Raw genomic sequence first — 25,310 nt, 5'->3', positions numbered from 1 at the left:
TGGATCATGCGCGGTGAGTAATGCACACGGGTGTCGTCGGCGGGGGTGCGGGGGCCTTGAGGGCGAGGTCGTACCCGGCGAGCTTCGCCGGCTTCGCTTACTTCGTCCCCACCGCCCGCAACACCGTCACCGCCAACGCCCGCGCCACCCCCACCACTTCGCCCAGCGAAACCCGCTCCCCCGCACTGTGCGCCACCCGAATATCCCCCGGCCCGAACTGCAACGCAGGAATCCCCGCCCCGGCATACAGCCGCAGATCACTCCCGTACGGCGCCCCGCACTTCCGCAACCCGCCGCCGCCCACGGCGTCGGCATACGCACCCCGTATCACGCCCGGCAGCGGATGCCCCTCCGGCAACCGCCCACTCGCGAACTGCCCGCCCGGCCAGCTCACGACCGCCGGATGCTCCCGCAACCAGGGATCCCCAGCACACGCCTCCGCCACGCACCGCTCAAAGGCGGCCCGCGCCTCGGCCGGATCCTCCCCCAGCCGCACCCCCAACCGCCCCTCCGCCACCAGCAGATCGGGCACACTGCTGGCCCAGTCCCCGGCGCGCACGGTCCCCACCGACAGGGCATAGGGAATCGGATGCTCGGCCATCAACGGATGCGCATCCCGGTTCCGCTCGGCCTCCAACCGCCCCAGCGCCCGGTGCAGCGGCACATACGCATCGATCGCGCTCACCCCCTGATCCCGCGCACTGCCATGAGCCGCCTTGCCGGGCACGGCCAGACGGAAGGTCAACGCCCCGGCGTTGGCGGTGACCAGCGCGCCCCCCGTCGGCTCCGCGATGACGCACACATCACCCCCGTGCCCCCGCCGCAACGTGCCGAAGGCACCGAGCCCGCCGTCCTCCTCCCCCACCACGAAGTGCACGCCCACCCGTCCCCGCAGCCGCACCCCGGCGGCCCGTATCGCGGCGAGCGCGGCGAGGTGGGCGACCAGCCCGGCCTTCATGTCACAGGCACCGCGACCGTGTACGACATCCCCGGTCACCCTCGGCACGAACGGATCCCCGGCCCACGCCTCCGGATCCCCGGGCGGGACGACATCCACATGCCCCTGCAGGATGAAGGCGGGCCCGTCTCCGCCGTCCTCCGTCACACCCACCAGGCCCCAGGCCTCGTCCCGCTCCGCCTCCGTCCCCGGGAACTCGGGGTCCGCGCGCAGAGTCTCCAGGTCCATGGACCACAGGTCGACGTCCAGCCCGAGCCGCTCCAGCCGCCCCGCCAGCAGATGCTGCAGTTCGGACTCGGCCGCGCTGCCGATGACACTCGGCACCGCGATCAGCTCCAGCAGCGTCCGCCCGATCCGGGCCTCGTCGATCTCCGCCAGGACGGCGCTCTCCACGTCACTGAGCACGATGACGCCCCTCCCCCTCGCCCGGACGGACACGGGCCGCCGCGCGCGGCACGCCGGACCGATCGTCACCCATACCCGAGGGGAGTCGACAGGGCCTGGACGGAACCGCCCACCGTGAACCCGATCACCGTCCCGCCCCCGTCCCGCCGGAAGGCGAAGGGCGCTCCCCCGTGTGACAGCGCCACCTCCCGCACGATCGACAGCCCCAGCCCCGACCCCGGCAGCGACCGTGCGTCGGCGGCGCGGTAGAAGCGGTCGAAGACGCGGATCAGGTCGTCGTCGGCGATGCCCGGCCCCCGGTCGAGGACCTCCACCCGGACCGTCCCGGGACGGGCGGGCCCGGCGATGCTGATCTCGATCGGTGCCGTGCCGGCGCGGTCGAACTTCGCGGCGTTCTCGACGAGGTTGGTCAGCGCCCGCTGGAGCATCCCCGGCCGCCCGTCCGTCGTCGTGTCGCCGCTCGCGCGGACCTCGATCCGCCGTCCCGTGCGCCGCCGGGCGAGCCCCGCCACGTCCTCGGCGATGTCGGCGAGGTCCACCCGCTGGGCCGGCTCGGTGTCGGACTGCCCGGCCGCGAGGTCGACCAACTCGTTGACGAGGTCGGTCAGTTCGCGCGCCTCCTGGCTGAGGTCCGCCACCAGTTCCTCCCGGGTGGCGGGCGGCAGCTCGTCGATGCGGCGCAGCAGGGAGATGTTCGTCCGCAGGGACGTCAGCGGGGTGCGGAGCTCGTGGCCCGCGTCCTGCACCAGGCGCCGCTGGTCCTCCTCCGACTGGGCCAGCCGGCCCAGCATGCGGTCGAAGGCGCGGCCCAGCCGGCCGACCTCGTCGTGTCCGGTGACCGGCACCTGGATGCCGAGCCGCCGGGTGCGGGCGACGTCCTCGGCGGCGGCGGTGAGGACGACCAGGCGGCGCGTGATGCGCCGGGCCAGCCACCAGCCGAAGAGTCCCGCGAGCGTGACCACCGCCGCCATCAGCAGCAGGGTCCGCTGCTGCAGCGCCCGCAGCAGGTCCTCCGTGTCGCTGAACTCCTGGGCCACCTGCACCGCGCCCCGCCCGCCGCCGAGCGCGACGGTCGCGATGCGGTAGACGTCGCTGCCGACGCCGATGTCCTTGTACTGGACCATCCGCCCGGCCGTCGCGTCACCCGCGATCCGCCGGTCCGCGGCCGTGACCGGCAGCCCGGGACGGCCCGGGTCGGCCACGGCACCGTCCGAGGCCAGCACCTGCACATCGGTCCGGGCGGGCCGTACGAGATCGTGGCCGGGCGCGGAGGACGAGAAGTCCTCCGGTGTCATCGGACGCTGCCGCACCTCGCCGCGCAGGTCCTGCACGACCTGGTCGAACACGGACTCCTGGTCCACCCGCACCAGCCGGGCGGCGGCGGTGTACGACAGCAGACCGACCAGGACGGTGACGACGGCGGTCACGGCCGCGAACGACACGGCGAAGGTCGTGCCGAGCCCGCTTCTGCGCCGCCCGGTCAGCAGCCGCCCGAGACGGTGGCGGACGCGGCGCACTCAGTCCTCCCGCAGCACGTAACCCACCCCGCGGACCGTGTGGATCAGCTGCGGGGCGCCGGGCTCGTCGAGCTTGCGGCGCAGGTAGCCGACGTAGACGGCGAGATTCTTGGAGCCGGGGCCGAAGTCGTAGCCCCAGATGCGGTCGTAGATGGTGGAGTGGTCCAGGACGATGCCGGCGTTGCGGACCAGCAGCTCCAGCAGCTCGAACTCGGTCCGCGTCAGCTCCAGCTCCCGCGCGCCCCGCCAGGCCCGCCGCGCCTGCGGATCCATCCGCAGCCCGGCCGCCTCGATCAGCCGGCCGGACGCCGCGGGAGCGTCGGGGGCCTGCTTCGGTACGTCGACGGGGGCGTCGTTCGTCTCCGTGGTGCGGCGCAGCAGGGCGCGCAGGCGGGCGAAGACCTCCTCGACGTCGAAGGGCTTCACCACGTAGTCGTCGGCGCCCGCGTCCAGGCCGGCGATCCGGTCCTGGGTCTCCACGAGCGCCGTCAGCATCAGGATCGGGGTGCGGTCGCCCTCGGCGCGCAGCACCCGGCAGACCTGCAGCCCGTCGATGCCGGGCATCATCACGTCGAGGACGAGCACGTCCGGGGGCGTCTTGTGGGCCTGCGCGAGCGCCTCCACCCCGTCGGCGACCGCGGTGACCTGGTAGCCCTCCAGGGTCAGCGCGCGCTCCAGGGCGTTGCGGATGGCGCGGTCGTCTTCGGCGAGGAGCACAGTCTGGGGCACGGGTTCATAGTGCCAAGGCCTCCGGCGGTTCGGCCGTGTGAGGGGGCTTACGGTCACCCTTCTTACTGGGCTCTCACCGTCACAGGGCCGTCTCCGGGGGCTGCCGCCCCCAGACCCGCTTCGGCCCTGAAGGGGCCTCGTCCTCAAGCGCCGGACGGGCTGGAAAGCGCCGCCAGCTGTTCGGCGAACGGCACCACCGCAAGGTCGTCCTTCACCCTCCGCCCCGCCGACAGCCCGGCCATCAGTCCGGCCAGCTCCCCCGCCGCCCGCTCGATACGACCGTCCAGCCCCTCGGCGCCCCAGTCCTCCGAGGCGGCGTAGACACCGGTCGGGACGATCACGGCTCGCAGGTGGGCGAAGAGCGGACGCAGCGCGTGTTCCAGGACCAGGGAGTGCCGGGCCGTGCCGCCGGTCGCCGCGAGCAGCACCGGCATGCCGGTCAGGGCGTCCTTGTCGATCACGTCGAAGAACGACTTGAACAGCCCGCTGTACGACGCCGAGAACACGGGCGTGACCACGATCAGGCCGTCCGCCGAGGTCACCGCCTCGATCGCGACGGCCAGCTTCCTCCCGGGGAAGCCGTTGGTGAAGTTGTGCGCGATCTCGACCGCGAGGTCTCGCAGCTCGACGACCTGGACGTCGACCGGACCGGAGGCCTGCCGGCCGACTGCTGCGGCGAGCCGGTCGCCGAGCAGCCGGGTGGACGACGGGACGCTCAGTCCCGCGGACACGACCACGAGCCTCATGCGACGACCTCCTTCGTGGCGTCGGCGAGCAGGGACTGATGAGTCGGCGCCTCCGGCACCTCCGCCGGACGGCCGTTCGCGAACTCCTTGCGCAGCACCGGCACGACCTCCTCGCCGAGCAGGTCGAGCTGCTCCAGCACGGTCTTCAACGGCAGCCCGGCGTGGTCCATCAGGAACAGCTGGCGCTGGTAGTCACCGGCGTACTCGCGGAAGGACAGCGTCTTCTCGATCACCTGTTGCGGGGAGCCCACGGTCAGCGGCGTCTGGTCCATGAAGTCCTCCAGCGAGGGCCCGTGCCCGTAGACCGGCGCGACGTCGAAGTAGGGCCGGAACTCGCGGATCGCGTCCTGGGAGTTCTTCCGCATGAACACCTGGCCGCCGAGGCCCACGATGGCCTGCTCGGGCGTGCCGTGGCCGTAGTGGGCGTACCGGGTCCGGTAGAGCTCGACCATGCGCTTGGTGTGGTCGGCCGGCCAGAAGATGTTGTTGTGGAAGAAGCCGTCGCCGTAGTAGGCCGCCTGCTCGGCGATCTCCGGCGAGCGGATCGAGCCGTGCCAGACGAACGGCGGTACGCCGTCCAGCGGGCGCGGGGTGGACGTGAAGCCCTGCAGCGGCGTGCGGAACTTGCCCTCCCAGTCCACGACGTCCTCGCGCCACAGCCGGTGCAGCAGGGCGTAGTTCTCGATGGCCAGGTTGATGCCCTGCCGGATGTCCTGGCCGAACCAGGGGTAGACCGGGCCGGTGTTGCCGCGGCCCATCATCAGGTCCACCCGGCCGTCGGCCAGGTGCTGAAGCATCGCGAAGTCCTCGGCGATCTTCACCGGGTCGTTGGTGGTGATCAGTGTGGTGGAGGTGGACAGGACCAGCCGCTCGGTCCGTGCCGCGATGTAGCCGAGCATCGTCGTCGGGGACGACGGCACGAACGGCGGGTTGTGGTGCTCGCCGGTCGCGAAGACGTCGAGGCCGACCTCCTCGGCCTTCAGCGCGATGGCGACCATGGCCTTGATGCGGTCGCGCTCGGTCGGCGTACGGCCCGTCGTGGGGTCCGGCGTGACGTCGCCGACGCTGAAGATTCCGAACTGCATGGTCGCTCACCCTCCAGGTTGTTGACCGTTCAACTATACCCGGAGAACCGTGACCGCCCCACGACTATTCCGCTCCCGCTCACCCCTTCCAGTGCGGGTCCCGCCCGGTCTGCGCGAGCAGCCGCTCGAACGCCGACGCACCCTCCGCCACCGGCACCGCGTCGCCGAACACGCCCATCTTGCGAGCCGTCGGCGCCAGCTCGTCCACCGCGCCCGCCAGCTCCGCCACGACGGCCTCGTCGGCGCCCGGGTAGTCCTGGCCCGTCGCCCGCGCCAGGTCCCACACATGCACGGTCAGATCGAGCAGCGCCATCGAGCCGACGAGCCGCGCGGGCATGTTCATCCCGCCGGTCCTGCCGTCCTCGGCGCCGGGCGCGGACCAGGCAGCCACCAGCCGGTCCGCCTCAGCCACAAGACGCTCACGCCACTCGGAGCCCTCGGCGACCCGGTCGGGGGTCTCACCGAAGTCCGACGCCTCCTTCACGGCCAGCTTCTGGAACTGCACGATCACCTGGAAGAGGTGATTGACCAGGGCCTTCACGTCATACTCGACGCAGGGCGTGGGGGCGGCGAGCGCCTCGTCGGGAACGCCCCGCACCACCGGAACCGCCCGCTCCCGCGCCATGCCCAGCAGCTCACCGATGCCGTACGTCTTCACATCGTTCGTGTCCATACCCCGACCGTAGGGACGCACAGGCCTGCCCCTCTTGAAGAAACGCGACGTACGATCCGGCCATGGCCGCACCCCGCCACGACACCCGCGGGATCGTCGACCCGTCCGCGCTGCTGAGCCGCGTGCGGTTCCGCCGCCACGAGCCCGCCGAGCCGCTGCGCCGGTACGTCGAGTGGTACTGGCTCATCGACTGGGACCTGCCCGAGCCCTACGCCTCGCACATCGTCCCGCACCCCTCGGTCAACCTCACTTTCCAATGGGACGAGGACGAGGGCCCGCCCTACGGGGAGCTGACCGGCGTCGCGCTCGGCCTGTACACCCGCAAGCTGACGGGGCGGGGGCGGGTGTGCGGGGCGAAGTTCTGGCCCGGCGCGTTCCGGCCGTACGCGCCGCAGGCACCCGTGTCGCACTGGACGGGCCGCGCACTGCCCGCCCACGAGGCGTTCCCGCAGGCCACGCCCGACATCGCCCGGACCGTCGTGAGCCACCCGGACGACGCCGCCCGAGTGGCCGCCCTCGACGCCTTCCTGCTGTCCCTCGACCCGGCCGCCGATCCGCAGGCCGACCTCGCCAAGGGCCTCGTCCAGCGCATCCGCACCGACCGCACCGTGCGCCGCGTCGGCGACTTCGCCCGCGCACAGGGCCTGTCGGTGCGGGCCCTGCAACGGCTCTTCTCGGCCTACGTCGGTGTCAGCCCCAAGTGGTGCATCCTCCGCTACCGCATCCACGAGGCCCTGGAACTCGCCGGCACCCGGCAGAACGTCGACTGGGCCACCCTCGCCACCGACCTCGGCTACGCCGACCAGGCCCATCTCATCCGGGACTTCACGGGGACGGTGGGGGTACCGCCGACGGCTTATGCGCAGGGGGTGCGGTGAGCCGACGCGGCAGGCGCAGCGACCCCACCCAGCGCCGGCCACAACGCCGCGCACCCGGCCCGGACCGGCCCGACCCACCCACGGCACTCCGCCTCACGGCACCAGCACCAGGCGCCCCCGAATGCCACCTCCCTCAAGCCGCGCATGCGCCTTGGCCGCGTCGTCCAGCGCAAACGTCTCAGCCACCCGAGTAGTCAGCACCCCGCCATCCAGGAGCCGCACCAACTCCGCCAACCGCCCCCCATCGGCACTCACCTCAACCGCACCGGTCCGCACCCCCCGCACAGACCCAGGCTGGGTCTGCGGAATCACCCCCACGTACACGCCCCCGTCCCGCACCCACCCCAACGCCGACTCCCCCAGCACCGCCGCATCCAGCACCGCGTCCACGCTCCCCGCCCCCACCGCGCCGCTCACGAACTCCACCGCCCCCAGCGACCGTACGAACTCCTCGTCCCCCTCCCGCGCCAGTCCGGTCACCGATATCCCCCGATGCGCGGCCAGTTGGACGGCGTACCCACCGACCGCCCCCGCCGCCCCCGTCACCAACAGCGACTGCCCCGGCGCCAACTCCAGCTGATCCAGAGCCTGTACGGCGGTCAGCGCGTTCAGCGGCAGCGTCGCCGCATGGACGGCGTCCACCGTGGCCGGCGCCTTGGCCGCGGCATCCGTGTCCACGACGACGTACTCGGCATGGGTCCCGAGCGGCTTGACCATGCCGTGGTCGAGCGCCACCACCTCGTCCCCGACACTCCACGAGCTGGCCACACCCACCGCGTCCACCGTCCCGGCCACGTCCCACCCGAGCCCGATTTGCTTGCCCGCACCCCCGAAGACCCCGGCCCGCACCCCCGCATCCACGGGATTCAGCGCGGCCGCCGCGACCCTGATCCGCACCTGACGTGCACCGGGCTCCGGTACCTCGGTCTCCACGACCTCCACGGCCTCCGGCCCGCCGAACGAGTTCACCACAACAGCACGCACAGCGCTCTCCTTGATGGTCGGCATTCGGGATGCTCTCCCGTTGACTGCCAACAACCCTAGGAAGAGTTACTATCTATCAGTAAGTAGTTACCTGAGAGTGCGTACGTACCCCGGAGGTGAGCCCATGGCGACCATGACGGCGGCCCAGCGGCGCGAACAGGCCCGCGTCGAGTACGACGCGTTCCTCAAGAGCTGTCCCACCAACCAGCTCCTGGACCGCATCAGCGACAAGTGGGTCAGCCTCATCGTCTCCGCCCTCGCCCCCGGCCCCCTGCGCTACAGCGATCTCGGCCGCAAGATCGCCGGCGTCAGCCCCAAGATGCTGACCCAGACCCTGCGCTCTCTGGAACGCGACGGCCTCCTCACCCGCACCGTCACCCCCTCCGTCCCGGTCCGCGTCGACTACGAACTCACCCCGCTCGGCCACAGCCTGGCCATGCTGCTGACGGCGGTGAAGGACTGGGCGGAGACGCACTTCGACCAGGTCCGGGATGCTCGCGAGCGGTACGACGGCGAGAACCCCGACGACTGACCGCCGGCAGGCGCCGTCCGACAGGTGACTCAGGGCCCCGCCGGCCGGCGTGCGAAGCTGCCCCCATGCTCGTTCTCCGGTCCGCCGCCCTGTTCGTCGTCGCCGCGCTCTTCGAGATCGGCGGCGCCTGGCTGGTCTGGCAGGGCGTGCGCGAACACCGCGGCTGGCTCTGGATCGGCGCGGGCGTCATGGCCCTCGGCGTCTACGGCTTCGTCGCCACGCTCCAGCCCGACGCCGACTTCGGCCGCGTCCTCGCCGCGTACGGCGGCGTCTTCGTCGCCGGCTCCCTCGCCTGGGGCATGATCGCCGACGGCTACCGGCCGGACCGCTGGGACGTGGCGGGCGCACTGATCTGCCTCGCGGGCATGGCTGTGATCATGTACGCGCCACGGGGCAACTGACCCAACCCACGGACCCTACGGCTCAGGACGGCGGAAGCAGCCCCAGCTGCTCCAGGAAGTCCATCTCGTCGAAGTAGAGCCGGTACTCCACGATCTTGCCGTCCTTGACCGTGGCGAGGTCCACCCCGCGGATCTTGATCTCCTTCTGGGTCGGGGGAAGGGTCTCCCCGGTGGGCAACTGAATGGGCCCGGTGTTCCGTCCGCTGAAGAACCCCTCGTCGATGGCCGTGTCCCCGACCTCGTACGCGTGCAGCGACTCGTACGTCCCGTCCGGAATCGCGTCCGTCATCTGACGCCAGTACGCGACGATGCCGTCGCGCCCACGGATCTCACCGCCGTCGGGGGTGACGGCGACCGCGTCCTCCGCATACAGCTCGCCGAGGGTCTTCAGATCCGGGTGCGTGATCACGTCCGTGAGCCGGTCCATGACCTCACGTGCCTGTCCCATGATCCACCTCCGCTCCAGGCGATCACCCGTCTCATTGTCCCACCGCAGCGCCCGCCTATCCTGGCGAGACAGTCTCTCGACCCGACCACACTCGACTCGACCACGCAGGAGCAGCCATGCCCACCGCCGCCCCGTCCGCCGCCTCCCGCATCGCCGTCGTCACCGGTGCGAGCAGCGGAATCGGTGCCGCCACGGCACGACAGCTCGCCGCGGCCGGCTACCGCGTCGTCCTGACCGCCCGCCGCAAGGACCGTATCGAGGCGCTGGCGGAAGAGATCGACGCGAGCGGCGGATCGGCGACGGCGTACCAGCTGGACGTCACCGACCGCACCGCGGTCGACGAGTTCGCCACGGCCTTCAAGACCATCGGCGTCCTCGTCAACAACGCGGGCGGCGCACTCGGCGCCGACCCCGTCGCCACCGGCGACCCGGCCGACTGGCGCACGATGTACGAGACGAACGTCATCGGCACCCTCAACCTCACCCAGGCCCTGCTCCCGAAGCTGGAGGCGAGCGGCGACGGCACGGTCGTGGTCGTGTCCTCGACCGCGGGCCACGCCACCTACGAGGGCGGCGCGGGCTACGTCGCGGCCAAGCACGGCGCCCACGTCCTCGCCGAGACCCTCCGCCTGGAGATCGTCGGCCGGCCGGTCCGCGTCATCGAGATCGCGCCCGGCATGGTCAGGACGGACGAGTTCGCCCTCACCCGCTTCGCCGGCGACAAGGAGAGGGCGGAGAAGGTCTACCAGGGCGTCGCCGAACCCCTCACGGCCGACGACGTCGCCGACACGATCACCTGGGCGGTCACCCGCCCCCACCACGTCAACATCGACCTCCTCGTCGTCCGCCCCCGCGCCCAGGCGTCCAACACGAAGGTCCACAGGGAGTTGTGATGCCGGACAAGGGCACAGACGCCAACAAGGCCAAGAGCGAAGGCAAGGACCCGCACAACGAGCGCCAGATGTGGTGGTGGCTCGGCTACTTCCTCTTCGGCATCCACATCGTGGCGTTCGTGATGATCTACGCGGTGACGCACGCACCGAAGAAGTAGGCTCACGCAGGGTGGACAGACACATACGCTTCGACGCCCTGCGCAACTTCCGCGACCTGGGCGGCTATCCGGCCGCGGACGGCCGCCGTATCCGCCCCGGCCGCCTCTACCGCGCGGACTCCCTGGGCAAGCTGGCGGAAGCGACCCCGGACTGGTCCCGGTTCCTCTCCCTGGGCATCCGCACGGTGATCGATCTGCGCTATCCCTGGGAGATCGAGAGGAACGGCCGCATCCCGCACGACGCCTCCTTCACCTACCACAACCTCAGCATCGAGCACCGCCCGTACAACCAGGCGGCGTTGGACCCGGGGGTGGACGTCGGCCCCTACCTGGCCGAGCGCTACCTGGAGGTGGCACAGGACGGCACGAAGGAGATCCGCAGGGCCCTGGAGCTCGTGGCGGAAGCGGCGGAGGCGGACGAACCCCTGGCCTTCCACTGCGCCTCCGGCAAGGACCGCACGGGCCTGCTGGCGGCGCTGGTCCTGGCCCTGCTCGGCGTCGACGAGACGACGCTCGTCGAGGACTTCACCCTCACGGAGCTGGCGGCCCCGGCGCTCCTCTCCGACTGGCGGGCGAAGAACGGCGGCCGAGAGCCGACATGGCTCGGCTTCGGCCGGGCTCCGGCGTCGGTGATGCGCCTGTTCCTGTCGTCCCTCACCACGCACCACGGCTCGATCGAGGACTACGTCACCCAGACCCTGGGCCTCGACGCACCCTCCCTCGCCCAAACCCTCCGCACCCACCTCCTGGAACCCGCCCCGGCGACCTGGCCACCCCTGACCTACCGCAAGGCCACCCCCTCCGACGCCGCCCTCCTGGTCCACCTCCGCGACTCGGCGGCCCTGTGGCAACTCGCCCGCGGGATCGACCAATGGCGCCCCGGCGAGAAGGACGAGGCCCACTTCCGCCGGCGCATGGAGGAGGGCGAAGTCTGGCTGGCCTACGCGGATGAGCACTTGGCCGGCGCCTGGGAGCTCTGGTGGACCGACCCGGCCGCCTGGGGCCCCCGCCCACCCGACGCGGGCTACATCCACCGCCTGATGACGACCCCGCACACGGCTCCGCCAGGAACGGGCCGCCGGATGCTGGCCGAGGCGGAGAAGCGCATCGCGTCAACGGGCCGCCCCTACGCCCGCCTGGACTGCCTCGCCTCCAACCCCCGCCTGCGCGCGTACTACGAAGCGGCGGGCTACACGGTCGCCGGCGAACAGCGCGCGAAGGAGGACGGCTTGGGCAGCCCGTACGCGGTGACGCTGCTGGAGAAGCGGCTCGCGCACCTCACAGGCGATCAGTGAGACGAGTGAGGCCCCCGGTTCCCGCCGGGGGCCTCACTCGTCAGCCCTTCACACAGACGACCTGCTTCAGCTTCGCCACGACCTCCACAAGGTCCCGCTGCTGATCGATGACCTGCTCGATCGGCTTGTAGGCACCCGGAATCTCATCCACGACACCGGAGTCCTTACGGCACTCCACGCCCCGCGTCTGCTCCTCCAGGTCCTTCGTCGTGAAGCGACGCTTGGCCGCGTTACGGCTCATGCGCCGACCGGCACCGTGCGAGGCCGAGTTGAAGGCCTTCTCGTTGCCGAGGCCCTTCACGATGTACGAGCCCGTTCCCATGGAACCCGGGATGATCCCGTACTCGCCGGAGCCGGCCCGAATTGCGCCCTTACGGGTCACGAGCAGGTCCATGCCCTCGTACCGCTCCTCCGCCACGTAGTTGTGGTGACAGGAGATCTCCGGCTCGAAGGTCGGCTTTGCTTTCTTGAACTCCTTGCGGATGACATCCTTCAGGAGCGCCATCATGATCGTGCGGTTGTACTTGGCGTACTCCTGCGCCCAGAACAGGTCGTTGCGGTACGCCGCCATCTGCGGAGTGTCCGCCACGAAGACAGCGAGGTCACGGTCTACCAGACCCTGGTTGTGCGGGAGCTTCTGGGCTACGCCGATATGATGCTCGGCGAGTTCCTTGCCGATGTTCCTGGAACCGGAGTGCAGCATCAGCCACACAGATCCAGAATCACATACATTTACTTCTGCAAAGTGATTCCCGGATCCGAGCGTCCCCATCTGCAAACCGGCCCGCTCCCGCCGGAACTTGACCGCCTCAGCGACCCGGTCGAACCGCCCCCACAAGTCATCCCACCCCCCGGTGGCCACCCCATGGAACCGCCCCGGCTCAACGGGACTGTCATGCATCCCCCGCCCCACCGGAATGGCCTGCTCGATCTTCGACCGCAGCCGGGACAGATCCCCCGGCAGATCATTCGCGGTAAGGGACGTCTTGACCGCCGACATCCCGCATCCGATGTCCACCCCCACCGCCGCAGGACACACGGCCCCCTGCATGGCGATGACGGACCCGACCGTCGCCCCCTTGCCGTAATGCACGTCCGGCATCACGGCGAGGCCCTTGATCCACGGCAGGGTCGCGACGTTGCGCAGCTGCTGCAGGGCCACGTCCTCGACCGTCGCCGGGTCGGTCCACATACGGATCGGGACCTTGGCGCCCGGCATCTCCACGTACGACATATCGTCCTCTATCCCCCGGAAACAAAACACAAGTCTGAAATCGCAAAACCGGCGCCAGGTCGGCGAAATGGGACAACGGACCGGCGTCCACGGCAGTGCGTGCGATACACATTGTCTCCAGGGAGCGCCCCCGCGCAGCAAGCGAATAACCAGCGGGGACACTGGGAGACCGGCAACGCACCGGCCATACGACCACCGTCGAGAGGAGCCTGACCGTGCAGCGGAAGGCGTACGTAACCGGCGTCGCCGCGCTCCTCGCGGCGCTGCTGGCCGGCTGCACCGGCGGCTCCGACGACGGCGGCGCGACGGACGACTCCAACCCCGGCGACGCCGGTACGGCGACCGCGGCGGCCGAGCCCGGCCGGTACCGCACACTGCCCGAGCCGTGCGGGGTGATCGACGAGGACACGCTCGACGCGCTGCTGCCCGGCATCAAGCAGATCCCGGACGCGGAGCAGCAGGAGAAGGCGTACGAGGGCACGCCGACGCTGACCTTCGACACGGACCGCAAGGTCGGCTGCCGTTGGAAGGTGGAGTCGACGGAGGCGACGGATCACCTCTTCGTCGACTTCGAGCGTGTGGTGTCGTACGACAAGACGGTCAGCGACGACAGCGAGGCCGAGCAGCTCTTCGCGAAGCAGCAGGAGGCGGCCGACCTTCCGGTGCCGACGAGTTCCGTCGCCGCGGACGCCGACAGCGGCGAGGGGGGCTCGTCCGCCGGTCCGAGCGGATCGCCCTCCCCGAAGGCCTCGGCTTCGGCATCCACGTCCACTTCATCCACTTCATCCGGTTCATCCGGTTCGCCCTCTTCCTCCTCCACCTCCTCCGTTCCCTCCGCCTCCAGCTCCACCGACGGCGTGACCTCGGCCGAGCTTCAGCCCCGCGTCCTTGACGATCTCGGGGACGAGGCGTTCCTCGACGACGAGCTCGGCGGCTCCGGTTCCACGGCGCAGCAGCGCACGGTGACTGTGGCGTTCCGCACGTCCAACGTGATCGTGAGGATCGTGTACGAGGAGCAGCCGGCGACCGTCGGCGCGGTCCCGGACAGCGAGGAAATGCAGGACAGCGCCCGGAATCTGGCCGCGCAACTGGCGGACGCGCTGGCCGAGTAGCGCCTTGCGGCAGCCCTCGTGCACCCGCATGCGGCGTAACCGAAACGAGACCACACAGCTTCTTCACCGCGTACCGTGGCCCCTCGGACCCCGATCCGACCGCAGGAACCACGAGTGTCAGTCATGAGTGAAGGAACCATGCAGCGAGCAGCAGAGCGAGAGCAGCGTGACCGGCGTGAGCAGCGTGAGCGGCGGGTGAAGGGCCTTCACCGGGTCCTTGTCGGCGCAGGCGTCGTCCCCGTGATGCTGATGGCCGCGGCCTGTTCGTCGGACTCCGGTTCGGACGAGGGCACCACCGACAGCAGCGCGAAGACCTCGGCGTCGGCGTCCGAGAGCCCGTCGCCGACGGTGCAGGCGGCCGCGTACGCGGCGCTGCCGGAGCCGTGCAAGGTGCTGGCGAAGAAGACGCTGGAGGACCTGGTCCCGAAGGCGAAGTCGGGCAAGAAGGGCTCGTCGGACGACGGCCAGTCGCGTGGCTCCTGCTCCTGGAGCAGCCTCGACAACAACGGCGTGAAGGGCTCGCAGTTCCGCTGGCTCAATGTCTCCCTGCTGCGCTTCGACTCGGACGTCACGCGCGGGTCGGCCGACAAGCTGGCGCGGGACTACTACGAGACGCAGGTCCAGGACGCCCGGTCGGTGAGCGGCGCGAAGAACGTGAAGTCGGAGCCGGTCGCCGGGGTGGGCGACGAGGCGACGGCGGTGCGCTACGACCTGAAGAAGAAGGAGGGCTCCTTCAAGCAGCAGGCGGTCGTGGCCCGGGTGGAGAACGTCGTCGTCACCCTCGACTACAACGGCGCCGGCCTGGCCGGTGACAAGACCCCGAGCGCGGACACGCTGAACAAGCTGGCGCAGAAGGCGGCCAAGGAGGCCGTGGCCGCGGTGACGAAGGCCAACGGCAGCGGCGGCGGCAGCGCGGGCACGCCGAGCAGCACCCCTTCGAAGTCGGCTTCGAAGTCTCCCTCGAAGTCCCCGTCCGGCAGCCCCTCGAAGACGGCGTCCAAGTCCCCGTCCACGTCAGCGTCGAAGAAGAGCTGACCGTCACACCTGCCCCACCACTGCGTCACAACGCGCAGCTCAGCCCCGTCTGTCGCACGAGCCCGGTCTCCACCAGGGACCGGGCTCGTGCCGTACCGGCAATCCGTTCGCCGCACGGATGTGCCACTCTGTTGCGCGCAACAACACGCATTGGGAGGGGAGTACGAGTGGCCGCGCCACCGCAGCTGACTCGGATGCACCGCGTTCTCATCGGCGTGGTCGTGTTCGGCGCCGTAGTCATCGCCGGCATCGGCTTCGCCGGTTCGTACGCGGCCGTCCGGGAGCTGGCCATCAAGAAGGGCTTCGGGAACTTCAGTTATGTGTTCCCGATCGGCATCGACGCGGGCATCTGCGTCCTGCTGGCCCTGGATCTGCTCCTGACGTGGATCCGCATCCCGTTCCCCCTGCTGCGCCAGACGGCGTGGCTGCTGACGGCGGCGACGATCGCCTTCAACGGCGCCGCGGCCTGGCCGGACCCGCTGGGTGTGGGCATGCACGCCGTGATCCCGGTGCTCTTCGTGGTGGCGGTGGAGGCGGCCCGGCACGCGATCGGCCGTATCGCGGACATCACGGCCGACAAGCACATGGAGGGCGTCCGCCTGACCCGCTGGCTCCTGTCGCCGGTCCCGACGTTCCTGCTGTGGCGTCGCATGAAGCTGTGGGAGCTGCGCTCCTACGAGCAGGTCATCAAGCTGGAGCAGGAGCGCCTGGTCTACCAGGCCCGTCTGCGCTCCCGCTTCGGCCGGGCATGGCGGCGCAAGGCACCGGTGGAGTCGCTGATGCCGCTGCGTCTGGCGCGCTACGGCGTCCCGCTGGCCGAGACGGCTCCGGCGGGGCTCGCGGCGGCGGGCATCGAGCCCGCGCTGCTGCCCCCGGCACCGAAGCAGGCCCTGAGCGTGGCGCCTGCGGCCGAGATGGCCGATGCGGCCGTGGCCGCTCCCGCTGCGGGCAGTCGTGCCGCTGGGGCGGCGCCCGTCCCGCAGAGGGCGGCACCTCCCGGCGAGCAGCGCCCCCAGCTGGCCGGCAGCCAGGACGCCGAACAGCCCGAATACGTACAGGACTGGTTCAACACCCCCCGCCAGGTCGAGTACCACGGCGGCTACAACCCGACGTACGAGCCCCAGGAGCACTACGAGGACTGGTACCAGGAGCAGCTCCAGGCGGAGCAGTACCAGGACCAGTACCAGGAGGAGCCGCCGGTCCAGGAGCCCGCTCCGGAGGAGACCGGCACCTTTCCCATCCCGGTGACTCCCGGCCGCACCCGTGAGCTCGGGGAGGGCGGAGGCACTCCGGAGCCGACCGAGGAGGACTACTACCTGGTCTTCCGTGAGTCGATAAAGAGCGGGAACGGCGCGCCCACCCCGCGCGGCCTGATGGCCGACGTGGAGGCGACGTACGGCGTCACGCTCGACGAGTCCGAGGCCAAGCGCATGGTGAACCGCTTCTCCAACCGCCTCAACGCGGAACTGACGGACGAACACATCGCCTGACCGGTACATGGGAAAGGGGCCCTCGATCCGAGGGCCCCTTTCCCGTACCGCTTACAGCCTTACTCGCCGAGCAGGCGCCGCACCCGCTCCTGCCCCACCGCCAGCAGCAGCGTGGGCAGCCGCGGCCCGGTGTCCCGCCCGACCAGCAGGTGGTACAGCAGCGCGAAGAACGACCGCTGAGCCGTCTTGATCTCGGCGGGCAGCTCCTTGGGCGTCGCGTCCGCGGAGAACCCGGCCTGCACCTTGGGCACGCCGTACACCAGGTGGGTCAGCCCGTCCAGCGACCAGTGCTCGGCGAGCCCGTCGAGCAGCAGCCGCACCGACTGCTGGGACGCCTCGTCGAGGGACTTCAGCAGCTCGGCGTCGGGCTCGTCACGCACGATGGTCCGCTGGTCGGCGGGAACGTGCGTGTTGATCCACGCCTCGGCCTTGTCGTACCGGGGCCGCGCCTCGTCCAGGGAGCTCAGCGGGTTCTCCGGGTCCAGCTCGCTCAGAATCCGCAGCGCCTGGTCCTGGTGCCCGGCGGTGATGTCGGCGACGGACGCGAGCGTCCGGTACGGCAGCGGCCGCTGCGTACGCGGCAGCTCACCGGCGGCCGTGCGCACGGCACGGGAGTGCGCGGCGACGTCGGCGGGGAGGGCGGACCCGTCCGCCACCTTCGCGTCCAGCTTGTCCCACTCGTCGTAGAGCCGCTGGATCTCCTGGTCGAAGGCGATCTTGAAGGACTGGTTGGGCCTGCGCCGGGCGTAGAGCCACCGCAGCAGCTGCGGCTCCATGATCTTCAGCGCGTCGGCGGGGGTGGGCACCCCACCGCGCGAGGACGACATCTTCGCCATGCCGGAGATCCCGACGAAGGCGTACATGGGCCCGATGGGCTGCTGGCCGCCGAAGATCCCGACGATCTGCCCGCCGACCTGGAAGCTCGACCCCGGCGACGAGTGGTCGACGCCGCTGGGCTCGAAGACGACGCCCTCGTACGCCCACCGCATGGGCCAGTCGACCTTCCAGACCAGCTTGCCGCGGTTGAACTCGTTGAGCCGGACGGTCTCGGCGAAGCCGCACTCGTTGCAGGTGTACGACAGCTCGGTGGTGTCGTCGATGTACGAGGTGACGGTGGTGAGGTCCTTCTCGCAGTTGCCGCAGTAGGGCTTGTACGGGAAGTACCCGGCGGACCCGGAGCTGCCGTCGTCCTCACTGGCCGCGCCCGACCCCTCGGCGGCCTCCAGCTCGGCCTCGTCGACCGGCTTCTGCGACTTCTTGGCACCGGCCTTGGGCTTGGTGCGGTACTGGGCGAGAACGGCGTCGATGTCGCCCCGGTGCTTCATGGCGTGCAGGATCTGCTCGCGGTACACGCCGGAGGTGTACTGCGCGGTCTGGCTGATCCCGTCGAACTCCACGCCGAGCTCGGCGAGCGACTCGATCATCGCCGCCTTGAAGTGCTCGGCCCAGTTCGGGTGCGCGGAGCCCTTCGGCGCGGGCACGGAGGTCAGCGGCTTGCCGATGTGCTCGGCCCAGGTGTCGTCGACCCCTGCGATCCCGGCCGGCACCTTCCGGTACCGGTCGTAGTCGTCCCAGGAGATCAGGTGCCGGACCTGATATCCGCGCCGCCGGATCTCGTCGGCGACGAGGTGCGGGGTCATGACCTCGCGCAGGTTGCCCAGGTGGATGGGCCCGGAGGGAGACAGCCCGGACGCGACGACGACCGGTTTGCCCGGGGCCCGACGCTCCGATTCCTCGATGACCTCATCCGCGAAACGGGAGACCCAGTCGGTGGTCTCGGTGCTCTGAGCCACGATCGGCACGTCCTTCTTTCTCCAGGCAGCCGTACGGTCAACGGCTGGCGCCCCCAGTTTAGGCGGCGCAGCCGCCAACCAGGGGCGCGGGACGAGTCGATATGCGGCTCCGCCGCGTGGGCGCGACAAGCCCCCACCGTCCCGCACCCGGCCATGCACAGCACCCCCCGAGCTCGCAGCCGCAAAAACCCCTTTACCCCCCATGGGATACTGACCGTGTCTATCCATCCCCCCGAGGAGAACGGCACCCATTCCTATGGCCCCGGTCACATCCCTCAGCGACTCCGTCAACAAGCAGCTCGCCGACGCCCTCGCTTCCGCCCTCCCGGAAGCCGACGGAGTCGACCCGCTGCTGCGACGTAGCGACCGGGCCGACTTCCAGGCCAACGGCATCCTTGCGCTGGCCAAGAAGGCGAAGGCGAACCCCAGGGAGCTGGCGACGCAGGTCGTCTCCGAGGTCGTCACCGGTGACGTGATCAAGGACGTCGAGGTCTCCGGGCCCGGCTTCCTGAACATCACGCTCTCCGACCGGGCGATCACCGAGAACCTGGCCGCGCGGTACGCCGACGGCGAGCGCCTCGGCGTGCCGCTGAAGGAGAACGCGGGCACCACGATCATCGACTACGCCCAGCCGAACGTGGCGAAGGAGATGCACGTCGGCCACCTGCGCTCCGCGGTGATCGGCGACGCCCTGCGCGGCATGCTCGACTTCACCGGCGAGAAGACGATCGGCCGGCACCACATCGGCGACTGGGGCACCCAGTTCGGCATGCTCATCCAGTACCTGTTCGAGCACCCCGGCGAGCTGGCCCCGGCCGACGACGTCGACGGCGAGCAGGCGATGAGCAACCTGAACCGGGTGTACAAGGCGTCGCGCGCGGTCTTCGACGCGGACGAGGAGTTCAAGGAGCGGGCGCGCAAGCGGGTCGTCGCCCTGCAGTCCGGCGACAAGGAGACGCTCGAACTGTGGCAGCAGTTCGTGGACGAGTCGAAGGTCTACTTCTACTCCGTCTTCGAGAAGCTGGACATGGAGATCCGCGACGAGGAGATTGTCGGCGAGTCCGCGTACAACGAGGGGATGCCCGAGACCGCCCGCCTCCTGGAGGAGATGGGTGTCGCGGTGCGCTCCGAGGGTGCGCTCGTCGTCTTCTTCGACGACATCCGCGGCAAGGACGACCAGCCGGTGCCCCTGATCGTGCAGAAGGCGGACGGCGGCTTCGGCTACGCGGCCTCCGACCTGACCGCGATCCGCAACCGCGTCTTCGACCTGCACGCGACGACGCTGCTGTACGTCGTGGACGTACGTCAGTCGCTCCACTTCAAGATGGTCTTCGAGACGGCCCGCCGGGCCGGCTGGCTGAGCGAGCACGTCACCGCGCACAACATGGGCTACGGCACGGTGCTCGGCGCGGACGGCAAGCCGTTCAAGACCCGTGAGGGCGAGACCGTCCGGCTGGAGGACCTCCTCGACGAGGCTGTCGAGCGGGCCACCGCGGTCGTGCGCGAGAAGGCCGAGAAGGTGGGCCTGACCGAGGAGGAGATCGTCGAGAACGGCCGGTACGTCGGCATCGGCGCCGTGAAGTACGCGGACCTGTCGACCTCGCCGAACCGGGACTACAAGTTCGACCTGGACCAGATGGTCTCGCTGAACGGCGACACCTCGGTCTACCTCCAGTACGCGTACGCCCGTATCAAGTCGATCCTGCGCAAGGCCGAGGGGACTGCCCCGGCCGCGCACCCGGACCTCGAACTCGCCCCGGCGGAACGGGCACTGGGCCTGCACCTGGACGCCTTCGGCAACACGGTCTTCGAGGCGGCCGCGGAGTACGCACCGCACAAGCTGGCCGCGTACCTGTACCAGCTGGCGACGCACCTGACGACGTTCTACGACCAGTGCCCGGTCCTGAAGGCCGACACCCCGGAGCAGACGGAGAACCGCCTGTTCCTGGTGGACCTCACGGCCCGCACCCTGCACCAGGGCATGGCCCTGCTGGGCATCCGGACGCCCGAGCGGCTCTGAGCGCCCGAGGAAACGCGCGCGGCCCGTCCGCTCCCCGCGGGGAGCGGACGGGCCGCGGTCGGTTCGGGCCGGCCCCTCAGCAGTACTGCCTGGAGTCCGCCGCGAAGTCCTTGAACGCCGCCTTGGTTCCCGATCCGGCGATGCCGTCGATCGCGCCGGTGTATCCGTGGTATGCCTTCAGGTCACGTTGCAGGGCCTTGATGGTGTTGGGGCCGACGATCCCGTCGATGTCGTCGTTGTAGCCCCAGTTCGCCTTCAGCCAGCGCTGCAGCGCCTTCCAGCTGTTGGTGCCCAGCTGTCCGTCGAGGGCGCCGGTGTAGCCCCAGTAGTCCTGGATCCAGCACTGGACATACTTGGCCTCCGTGGTGCTCAGGCCGAGGTTGTTCACCGCGAGGACGCTGACGCCGGAGCGCCCGGAGCTCGCGGCGGGCTTCGATGCGGGCGCGGCGAAGCTGGTGCCCGCGGTCGCGATGCCTCCGGCGGCAAGGCCGACGACGGCGCCGACACTGACGAGGGTCCTCGTCCAGACATTGGGTCGCATGCGTTTCCCTCTCGCTCCGGGTCGGGTGGCGGTCCCTGCCGCCGGCTGGCGAGACGAGAGTGCGGGGCGGGCGGTGGGGGTCGCCACAGGTGCCGCACAACCGACGTCATCGCGGGACGTCCCACCCGATGAGCTGTGCGAACGCCGCCCTCCGGGACGTCACGGCGGGACGGCTGTGGCGTACGGTGGCCGATTTCTTACCCGGGCGGGAACTCGCTTCCGCTGCGGGGCCGCGGATGCTGATGCAGAATGCGACCGGGCGCGGGACCGCTGACCACGGACCAGGGGCCCGGACCGTGAACGCGAGTGGGGGGAACATGTCGCGTTGGGCAGCGCTGCCCGCGGAACTGGATCCGCGCGTACGGCAATTGGTGGTACGGCTGCGCCGGCTGAAGGACCACAGCGGGCTGAGCCTGCGCGGGCTGGCGGGGAGGACGGAGTACAGCCCGAAGTCCTGGGAACGGTATCTGGGCGGCAGGTCGCTGCCACCGAGGGCAGCCGTCGAGGCGCTGGCCCGGGTGGGGGGCGAGGATCCGACCCGGTTGCTGGCGCTGCACGAGGTCGCCGCGGAGGCGTGGTCGAGGAGACGCGGGGGCGTGACGGCGGCGGGCCCGGAGACGTTTCGATGCCCGACATGGCGGCACCGGGAACGACGGAGCCGGAACCGGCCTCGACTGGGCCGGAGCTCCTGACGGTCGAGGTCAACCGGGTGCGGATCCCTGGCGGTTCGCTGCGCGTCGCGCTCGTGGCGGGGTCCGTGGCACTGGTGCTGGCTGTCTGCACGGCGGTGCTGCTCGTCGTACGGCTGGCCGGCGGCGGGGGCCTGGGAGCGGCGGCTCCTGTCGTCGCGCCCGCCGGGCCCGTCACGTCCGCCGCGTCGGTGCCTGAGGGGGACTCGCCCTCGGAGCCGCCGTACCGGTGCCGCATCGAGCGGATCGACGGCCGCTGGTACGCGGGCAACAGCCGCACCCGGAACGCCGTCCTGGCGCACGGCCACGCCGGGCAGGAGGTGGCCGAGGTGCAATGCCTGCTGCGCAGGGCGGGCATCTCGCCGGGCGGCATCGACGGGATCTTCGGTCCGCTGACGGAACGCGCGGTCAGACAGCTGCAGGAGCGGGCGGGGCTGGTCGTGGACGGCATCGTCGGGCCGCACACCTGGAAGGCTCTGCGGCGATGACGACACCGTCACCGGAACGGGCCCGACTGGCCGCCGCGCTGGGGGAGTTGAAGGCCCGCACCGGTCTGAGCCTGGCCGGCCTCGCGGCGAAGACCGCGTTCAGCAAGTCCTCCTGGGACCGCTACCTCCACGGCAGGACGCTGCCACCGCGCGACGCGGTGCGGGAGCTGTGCCGCCTCGCCGGCGAGCCGGAGGGGCGCTGCGTGGCGCTGTGGGAGATCGCGGAGGCGGAGGGGAGCGGGCGCGGCGGACGGCCGCCGGAAGCGAGACGGTCTCCGCCCGGGACCCCGCCCGCGTCCCCGCCCGCACCTCCGCCTCCCACCGGATCTCCCCCTCCGCCCGCCCCACCGGCTCCGTCCCCCTCTCTCCTGGAGGTCACGTCTGCAAGTGGCGCTGCGCATGCCGGTGCCGTGCACCGGACCGCGGTGGCCGTGGCCGTGCTCGCGTCCGTGTGTGCCCTGGCGGTCGGGGGCGTGGCCGCGGTGGCTCTGCTGCTGCCGCACCGGGACGGCGAGCCGCGGTCGTCCCTGTCCCCGCCTCCGGCCGCGGCCGAGCCGCGCTGCCGGGGTGCGGTCTGTGAGGGCAAGGACCCGATGAGGATGAAGTGCGCGGCGGCGCCGACGACTCTCGCCGAGCACCGCACGGCGGGCGGGGCGTTGATGGAACTGCGCTACAGCGAGGAGTGCGGGGCGAGTTGGGCTCGGATGTGGGGGACGCGGATCGGCGACCGGATCGAGATGGCGGCGGTGGGGCGGGACGGGCCTGAGGATCCCGCGGGCCCCGTCCGCAGCGCGGAGGTCCAGGACGCCGTCGACGCGGACTCCTACGTCTACACCCCCATGACCGGGGCCCGCCCGGGAACCGTCGTGCGGGCCTGCTTCCGTCCCGCGGCGGGCGGCGAGGGGGAGTGCTTCGACGGCCGGGTGGCCGGGTGAGCGGGCCGCTCATTGTCAGTGGCACCGCCTAAAGTCCCCGGCATGGCGACTCTTCCCAACCCGCTGCCGAGGCTCGCGTCCCTCGGTCTGCGGCTCCCACCCGGCGGACTGGTCGATACGACGGACGACGGGCCGTGGCACGAGCCACTGCTGTGGCTGGCGGACGGCCGGGCGGCTCCCGGCGACTGGGCCGCGCTGCGGCGGACGGCACCGTCCGTCGGTCTGCTCCCGGTCGTGCTGGACGTCGGCGCCGGTCACGGCGGGCCGGAGCTGTGGGAGTTGATGCCCGGCGAGATGTCGTACCCGGGGGATCACGACGCCGAGGAGGTGCTGGAGGAGTTCTGGGACGAGTACGCGGAGGAGGACGCGGACTGGCCCGGCCTGTCCGGCACCGAGGGCGCCGGCGACGACCCGGACCCCGAATCCGCCGAGTCCGCGGCCTCCGCCGTCGTGGACTCCCTCCTCGACGGCGGCGGCCCCCTCAAGGACCCCCGTCTCGCCCTCGTCCCGGCCCGCCGCAGCGCCGACATCCCCACGGCGATCGGCTGGATGGGCCCGGCGAACCACGAGAACGACACCGGCCGTCTGTCCGCGGTGCTCCGCTCCTGGGAGGACCGGTTCGGCATACGGGTCGTGGCGCTCGGCTTCGACACCCTGCTGGTGTCCGTCGCCGCCCCGCCCACCACCCTCGCCGAGGCGGAGGCCCTGGCCGTCGAGCACTTCGCGTTCTGCCCGGACAACATCTGGCAGGGCAGCGACCCGACTCTCACCGCGTACGCCGCACACCAGCTGCTCAACCAGCCCGCCTGGCACTTCTGGTGGGACTGACGGGCACTGAGGGGCTCCCTCAGCCCCGCAACCCCTCCCCCAGCCTCCTCAGCCCCTCCGCGATCTCCTGCGGCGTCTGCGTCACGAAGCACAGCCGCAGCGTCGACCGGTCGGGCTCACCGGCGTAGAAGGGCGCGCCGGGGACGTAGGCCACGTTGTGCTGCACCACCTTCGGGAGCAGGGCAGTCGTGTCGTACGACCCCGGCAGGCGGGCCCAGAGGAACATGCCACCCTGCGGACGGTTCCACGTCGAGCCGTCCGGCAGCGCCTCGGCCAGCCCCGCCAGCATGGCGTCGCGGCGTTCGCGGTAGACGTCCCTGACGCGGGTCACATGGGCGTCGAGGCCGGTGAGGCAGCGGGCGGCGGCGAGTTGGTTGACGGTAGGGGTGTGCAGGTCGGCGGCCTGCTTGGCGACGGCACAGGCACGCCGCAGCGCGGCCGGTGCGCGCAGCCAGCCCAGCCGCAGACCGGGTGCCATCACCTTGGAGAAGGAGCCGAGCAGCACGGTACGGTCCTCGGCGCCCGGGTACGAGGCGATCCAGGGCACGCGCTCACCGTCGTAGCGGAGTTCGCCGTACGGGTCGTCCTCGACGATCCACACCCCGCACCGGGCGGCGACCTCCGCGACGGCCGCCCGGCGCTCGGCGGGGAGGGTTCTGCCGGTCGGGTTCTGGAAGGTCGGCACGGTGTAGAAGAGCTTCGGCCGCTCCCGCGCCACCAGCTCCTCCAGCGCCCGCGGATCCACCCCGTCCGCGTCCCCCGGGACCGCCACGACCCGCGCGCCGGCGAGCCCGAAGGCCTGAAGTGCCGCCAGATAGCAGGGGTCTTCGACGAGGACGGTGTCCCCGGGGTCCAGCAGCGCGGTGGCGAGCAGCGACAGGCCCTGCTGGGAGCCGGTGGTGACGAGCAGGTCGTCGGCGTCGGTGGCGAGCCCCCGCGCCGACATGCGCCCGGCGAGCCCCGCCCGCAGGCTCGGCTCGCCCTCCGTCGTGGAGTACTGCAAGGCCTGCGCCGGCGTCTCGGCGAGCACGTCACGGAAGGCGGCCGCGATGCCCTCCCGGTCGAACAGCTCCGGCGCCGGCAGCCCGCCCGCGAAGTTGATGACCTCGGGCCGGGCGGTGACGGCCAGGATCTCCCGCACGGGCGACCCAGCGACCGCACCGGTCCGCGCGGCCGGCGACGGCAGGGCGGCGGTGTGGGGGCGAGGGTGAGGATGAGGGTGGGGCGCGGGTTCAACGACGGTCATGGCACGGCTCCTTCGGCTACGACGACGAGGGGGGTGACAGCTCGTGCCGGGCAGCCTAGAGAACTACATGCCACCTACAAGCAGGTTTCCGGGATACGGACATCACCGTCCGGCGTCCCACACCGAGCCTGCGGGACATGCCAACCCCGCAGGTCAGCGACGGTCCCCCCACCCGGGCGTCCCGAATTCCCGGCAGA

General features: G+C 71.0%; 26 protein-coding genes. 14 read left to right on the top strand and 12 right to left on the bottom strand.

From position 1 onward, the window contains the following. Positions 1-97: 97 nt before the first annotated feature. From ACIBU0_RS19795 to ACIBU0_RS19770, 6 genes are all read right to left on the bottom strand, one after another. Positions 98-1,363, bottom strand: coding sequence for an ArgE/DapE family deacylase (locus ACIBU0_RS19795; protein WP_398819781.1), 1,266 nt, complete (start codon positions 1,361-1,363; stop codon positions 98-100). A gap of 65 nt (positions 1,364-1,428) precedes the next feature. Beyond that, positions 1,429-2,880: an ATP-binding protein gene (locus ACIBU0_RS19790; protein ID WP_398819779.1), complete on the bottom strand. Its 1,452-nt coding sequence runs from the start codon at positions 2,878-2,880 to the stop codon at positions 1,429-1,431. After that, on the bottom strand, positions 2,881-3,609 hold the full coding sequence (locus tag ACIBU0_RS19785; protein WP_398819776.1) for a response regulator transcription factor: 729 nt from the start codon (positions 3,607-3,609) through the stop codon (positions 2,881-2,883). Between the two features lie 143 nt (positions 3,610-3,752). Then, complete coding sequence (locus tag ACIBU0_RS19780) at positions 3,753-4,355, bottom strand: FMN reductase (protein WP_398819773.1); 603 nt, start codon at positions 4,353-4,355, stop codon at positions 3,753-3,755. Further along, complete coding sequence (locus ACIBU0_RS19775) at positions 4,352-5,440, bottom strand: LLM class flavin-dependent oxidoreductase (RefSeq protein WP_398819770.1); 1,089 nt, start codon at positions 5,438-5,440, stop codon at positions 4,352-4,354. The genes ACIBU0_RS19780 and ACIBU0_RS19775 overlap by 4 nt, the downstream gene beginning before the upstream one ends. 79 nt (positions 5,441-5,519) lie before the next feature. After that, complete coding sequence (locus ACIBU0_RS19770) at positions 5,520-6,113, bottom strand: TIGR03086 family metal-binding protein (RefSeq protein ID WP_398819768.1); 594 nt, start codon at positions 6,111-6,113, stop codon at positions 5,520-5,522. Between the two features lie 62 nt (positions 6,114-6,175). On the opposite strand from ACIBU0_RS19770, the gene ACIBU0_RS19765 reads away from it, so the two are divergent. Then, on the top strand, positions 6,176-6,991 hold the full coding sequence (locus tag ACIBU0_RS19765; RefSeq protein ID WP_398819765.1) for a DUF6597 domain-containing transcriptional factor: 816 nt from the start codon (positions 6,176-6,178) through the stop codon (positions 6,989-6,991). A gap of 93 nt (positions 6,992-7,084) precedes the next feature. On the opposite strand, the gene ACIBU0_RS19760 is transcribed toward ACIBU0_RS19765, so the two are convergent. Beyond that, a complete protein-coding gene (locus ACIBU0_RS19760; RefSeq protein ID WP_398819762.1) occupies positions 7,085-7,975 on the bottom strand; it encodes an NADP-dependent oxidoreductase in 891 nt (296 codons plus the stop codon). Positions 7,976-8,099: 124 nt separating this feature from the next. Between ACIBU0_RS19760 and ACIBU0_RS19755 the strand changes: the two genes are divergently transcribed. Together ACIBU0_RS19755 and ACIBU0_RS19750 are read left to right on the top strand one after the other, a co-directional pair. Beyond that, the gene (locus tag ACIBU0_RS19755) at positions 8,100-8,507 is read left to right on the top strand and encodes a winged helix-turn-helix transcriptional regulator (RefSeq protein WP_398819759.1); all 408 of its coding nucleotides are present in this window, start codon (positions 8,100-8,102) and stop codon (positions 8,505-8,507) included. A gap of 65 nt (positions 8,508-8,572) precedes the next feature. Continuing rightward, entirely contained in the window at positions 8,573-8,908 is a 336-nt protein-coding gene (locus ACIBU0_RS19750; protein WP_398819756.1) for a YnfA family protein, read from the top strand. A gap of 22 nt (positions 8,909-8,930) precedes the next feature. Here ACIBU0_RS19750 and ACIBU0_RS19745 read toward each other — a convergent pair whose 3' ends face one another. Beyond that, positions 8,931-9,356, bottom strand: coding sequence for an ester cyclase (locus ACIBU0_RS19745; RefSeq protein WP_398819755.1), 426 nt, complete (start codon positions 9,354-9,356; stop codon positions 8,931-8,933). Between the two features lie 116 nt (positions 9,357-9,472). On the opposite strand from ACIBU0_RS19745, the gene ACIBU0_RS19740 reads away from it, so the two are divergent. From ACIBU0_RS19740 to ACIBU0_RS19730, 3 genes are read left to right on the top strand one after another with little or no spacing between them, the layout of a single operon-like run. Next, positions 9,473-10,249 (top strand): SDR family NAD(P)-dependent oxidoreductase, encoded by a 777-nt coding sequence (locus ACIBU0_RS19740; RefSeq protein WP_398819752.1) that lies wholly within the window; start codon positions 9,473-9,475, stop codon positions 10,247-10,249. Then, entirely contained in the window at positions 10,249-10,407 is a 159-nt protein-coding gene (locus ACIBU0_RS19735; protein WP_398819749.1) for a hypothetical protein, read from the top strand. Before ACIBU0_RS19740 ends, ACIBU0_RS19735 begins: the two co-directional genes overlap by 1 nt. Positions 10,408-10,418: 11 nt before the next feature. Continuing rightward, a complete protein-coding gene (locus ACIBU0_RS19730) occupies positions 10,419-11,702 on the top strand; it encodes a GNAT family N-acetyltransferase (protein ID WP_398819746.1) in 1,284 nt (427 codons plus the stop codon). 40 nt (positions 11,703-11,742) lie between these two features. On the opposite strand, the gene ACIBU0_RS19725 is transcribed toward ACIBU0_RS19730, so the two are convergent. Then, on the bottom strand, positions 11,743-12,936 hold the full coding sequence (locus ACIBU0_RS19725; RefSeq protein ID WP_398819743.1) for an RtcB family protein: 1,194 nt from the start codon (positions 12,934-12,936) through the stop codon (positions 11,743-11,745). A 215-nt stretch (positions 12,937-13,151) separates the two neighbouring features. Here ACIBU0_RS19725 and ACIBU0_RS19720 point away from each other — a divergent pair, with 215 nt between their 5' ends. The 3 genes from ACIBU0_RS19720 (at position 13,152) to ACIBU0_RS19710 (ending at position 16,573) form a co-directional block, all read left to right on the top strand. Continuing rightward, on the top strand, positions 13,152-14,048 hold the full coding sequence (locus tag ACIBU0_RS19720; RefSeq protein WP_398819740.1) for a DUF3558 domain-containing protein: 897 nt from the start codon (positions 13,152-13,154) through the stop codon (positions 14,046-14,048). A 138-nt stretch (positions 14,049-14,186) separates the two neighbouring features. After that, positions 14,187-15,083, top strand: a complete 897-nt coding sequence (locus ACIBU0_RS19715) for a DUF3558 family protein (RefSeq protein ID WP_398819737.1) — start codon at positions 14,187-14,189, stop codon at positions 15,081-15,083. A gap of 194 nt (positions 15,084-15,277) precedes the next feature. Further along, positions 15,278-16,573: a DUF2637 domain-containing protein gene (locus ACIBU0_RS19710; protein WP_398819734.1), complete on the top strand. Its 1,296-nt coding sequence runs from the start codon at positions 15,278-15,280 to the stop codon at positions 16,571-16,573. Positions 16,574-16,632: 59 nt separating this feature from the next. Here the strand turns inward: ACIBU0_RS19710 and lysS are convergent, their stop codons facing one another. Further along, positions 16,633-18,375 carry a lysine--tRNA ligase gene (gene lysS, locus ACIBU0_RS19705; protein WP_398819732.1) on the bottom strand — a complete coding sequence of 581 codons (1,743 nt, stop codon included), beginning with the start codon at positions 18,373-18,375 and terminating at the stop codon, positions 16,633-16,635. Positions 18,376-18,622: 247 nt separating this feature from the next. On the opposite strand from lysS, the gene argS reads away from it, so the two are divergent. Continuing rightward, positions 18,623-20,386, top strand: coding sequence for an arginine--tRNA ligase (gene argS / locus ACIBU0_RS19700; protein WP_398819729.1), 1,764 nt, complete (start codon positions 18,623-18,625; stop codon positions 20,384-20,386). A 76-nt stretch (positions 20,387-20,462) separates the two neighbouring features. On the opposite strand, the gene ACIBU0_RS19695 is transcribed toward argS, so the two are convergent. Next, on the bottom strand, positions 20,463-20,927 hold the full coding sequence (locus tag ACIBU0_RS19695; protein WP_398819726.1) for a peptidoglycan-binding protein: 465 nt from the start codon (positions 20,925-20,927) through the stop codon (positions 20,463-20,465). A gap of 317 nt (positions 20,928-21,244) precedes the next feature. On the opposite strand from ACIBU0_RS19695, the gene ACIBU0_RS19690 reads away from it, so the two are divergent. The 4 genes from ACIBU0_RS19690 to ACIBU0_RS19675 are packed head-to-tail and all read left to right on the top strand — an operon-like array spanning position 21,245 to position 23,867. Continuing rightward, the gene (locus tag ACIBU0_RS19690) at positions 21,245-21,619 is read left to right on the top strand and encodes a helix-turn-helix transcriptional regulator (RefSeq protein ID WP_398819724.1); all 375 of its coding nucleotides are present in this window, start codon (positions 21,245-21,247) and stop codon (positions 21,617-21,619) included. Next, positions 21,562-22,104 (top strand): peptidoglycan-binding protein, encoded by a 543-nt coding sequence (locus ACIBU0_RS19685; protein WP_398819719.1) that lies wholly within the window; start codon positions 21,562-21,564, stop codon positions 22,102-22,104. Before ACIBU0_RS19690 ends, ACIBU0_RS19685 begins: the two co-directional genes overlap by 58 nt. Continuing rightward, positions 22,101-23,039, top strand: a complete 939-nt coding sequence (locus ACIBU0_RS19680; protein WP_398819716.1) for a DUF2690 domain-containing protein — start codon at positions 22,101-22,103, stop codon at positions 23,037-23,039. The genes ACIBU0_RS19685 and ACIBU0_RS19680 overlap by 4 nt, the downstream gene beginning before the upstream one ends. 42 nt (positions 23,040-23,081) lie before the next feature. Then, positions 23,082-23,867 (top strand): DUF4253 domain-containing protein, encoded by a 786-nt coding sequence (locus ACIBU0_RS19675; RefSeq protein WP_398819713.1) that lies wholly within the window; start codon positions 23,082-23,084, stop codon positions 23,865-23,867. 19 nt (positions 23,868-23,886) lie between these two features. On the opposite strand, the gene ACIBU0_RS19670 is transcribed toward ACIBU0_RS19675, so the two are convergent. Beyond that, a complete protein-coding gene (locus ACIBU0_RS19670; RefSeq protein WP_398819710.1) occupies positions 23,887-25,113 on the bottom strand; it encodes a PLP-dependent aminotransferase family protein in 1,227 nt (408 codons plus the stop codon). Positions 25,114-25,310: the final 197 nt, after the last annotated feature.

The sequence above is a fragment of the Streptomyces sp. NPDC049627 genome (assembly GCF_044465645.1).
GTDB lineage: Bacteria > Actinomycetota > Actinomycetes > Streptomycetales > Streptomycetaceae > Streptomyces.
Note: the sequence above shows the minus strand (reverse complement) of the source record. Positions and strands in the feature narration are given on the sequence as shown.

Excerpts from the sequence above, each read along its gene's own strand:
- ACIBU0_RS19710 (WP_398819734.1), top strand. The coding sequence starts at position 15,278 with ATGCACCGCGTTCTCATCGGCGTGGTCGTGTTCGGCGCCGTAGTCATC.
- ACIBU0_RS19770 (WP_398819768.1), bottom strand. The coding sequence starts at position 6,113 with ATGGACACGAACGATGTGAAGACGTACGGCATCGGTGAGCTGCTGGGC.
- ACIBU0_RS19715 (WP_398819737.1), top strand. The coding sequence starts at position 14,187 with ATGCAGCGAGCAGCAGAGCGAGAGCAGCGTGACCGGCGTGAGCAGCGT.
- ACIBU0_RS19780 (WP_398819773.1), bottom strand. The coding sequence starts at position 4,355 with ATGAGGCTCGTGGTCGTGTCCGCGGGACTGAGCGTCCCGTCGTCCACC.
- ACIBU0_RS19675 (WP_398819713.1), top strand. The coding sequence starts at position 23,082 with ATGGCGACTCTTCCCAACCCGCTGCCGAGGCTCGCGTCCCTCGGTCTG.
- ACIBU0_RS19740 (WP_398819752.1), top strand. The coding sequence starts at position 9,473 with ATGCCCACCGCCGCCCCGTCCGCCGCCTCCCGCATCGCCGTCGTCACC.
- ACIBU0_RS19745 (WP_398819755.1), bottom strand. The coding sequence starts at position 9,356 with ATGGGACAGGCACGTGAGGTCATGGACCGGCTCACGGACGTGATCACG.
- ACIBU0_RS19670 (WP_398819710.1), bottom strand. The coding sequence starts at position 25,113 with ATGACCGTCGTTGAACCCGCGCCCCACCCTCATCCTCACCCTCGCCCC.
- ACIBU0_RS19765 (WP_398819765.1), top strand. The coding sequence starts at position 6,176 with ATGGCCGCACCCCGCCACGACACCCGCGGGATCGTCGACCCGTCCGCG.
- ACIBU0_RS19725 (WP_398819743.1), bottom strand. The coding sequence starts at position 12,936 with ATGTCGTACGTGGAGATGCCGGGCGCCAAGGTCCCGATCCGTATGTGG.
- ACIBU0_RS19680 (WP_398819716.1), top strand. The coding sequence starts at position 22,101 with ATGACGACACCGTCACCGGAACGGGCCCGACTGGCCGCCGCGCTGGGG.
- ACIBU0_RS19690 (WP_398819724.1), top strand. The coding sequence starts at position 21,245 with ATGTCGCGTTGGGCAGCGCTGCCCGCGGAACTGGATCCGCGCGTACGG.
- ACIBU0_RS19685 (WP_398819719.1), top strand. The coding sequence starts at position 21,562 with ATGGCGGCACCGGGAACGACGGAGCCGGAACCGGCCTCGACTGGGCCG.
- ACIBU0_RS19695 (WP_398819726.1), bottom strand. The coding sequence starts at position 20,927 with ATGCGACCCAATGTCTGGACGAGGACCCTCGTCAGTGTCGGCGCCGTC.
- argS (WP_398819729.1), top strand. The coding sequence starts at position 18,623 with ATGGCCCCGGTCACATCCCTCAGCGACTCCGTCAACAAGCAGCTCGCC.
- ACIBU0_RS19750 (WP_398819756.1), top strand. The coding sequence starts at position 8,573 with ATGCTCGTTCTCCGGTCCGCCGCCCTGTTCGTCGTCGCCGCGCTCTTC.
- ACIBU0_RS19775 (WP_398819770.1), bottom strand. The coding sequence starts at position 5,440 with ATGCAGTTCGGAATCTTCAGCGTCGGCGACGTCACGCCGGACCCCACG.
- ACIBU0_RS19735 (WP_398819749.1), top strand. The coding sequence starts at position 10,249 with ATGCCGGACAAGGGCACAGACGCCAACAAGGCCAAGAGCGAAGGCAAG.
- ACIBU0_RS19755 (WP_398819759.1), top strand. The coding sequence starts at position 8,100 with ATGGCGACCATGACGGCGGCCCAGCGGCGCGAACAGGCCCGCGTCGAG.